Genomic DNA, 267 nt, shown 5'->3' on the forward strand with positions numbered 1-267 from the left:
GGCTGATTCGCTGAGCCAGTTGATGGCGCATCGTTTCTACGTGCTCATCGCTGACAACTTCCGTCTGCAGCACATCCTCCACATAGCAAACCGTATCATCCAGCAATGTTAGCAGTTCGGGTGCGGTAATTTTATCGCGGTGAGCGCCCAGCGCAGAAATGTAACTCAGAAATGAATGGTTGGAGCAAAGCAGCTGAAAAGCCGAATCGCGCAGCTTCTGGCTGGTGCGACTTTCACTGCTCATGTTTGAGACCACCGACGCCAGTT

The 267-nt window shown here is 52.4% G+C and carries 1 protein-coding gene; it reads right to left on the reverse strand.

Features of this window, described 5'->3' with window-relative positions; genetic code table 11:
- On the reverse strand, positions 1 to 244 hold a 244-nt coding region (locus tag SB756_RS30820), incomplete at its 3' end, for a hypothetical protein (RefSeq protein ID WP_410913335.1).
- Between the last annotated feature and the right edge of the window lie 23 nt (positions 245 to 267).

Origin of the sequence: Pseudomonas sp. SIMBA_068 (genome assembly GCF_046534705.1) — a bacterium.
GTDB lineage: Bacteria > Pseudomonadota > Gammaproteobacteria > Pseudomonadales > Pseudomonadaceae > Aquipseudomonas > Aquipseudomonas putida.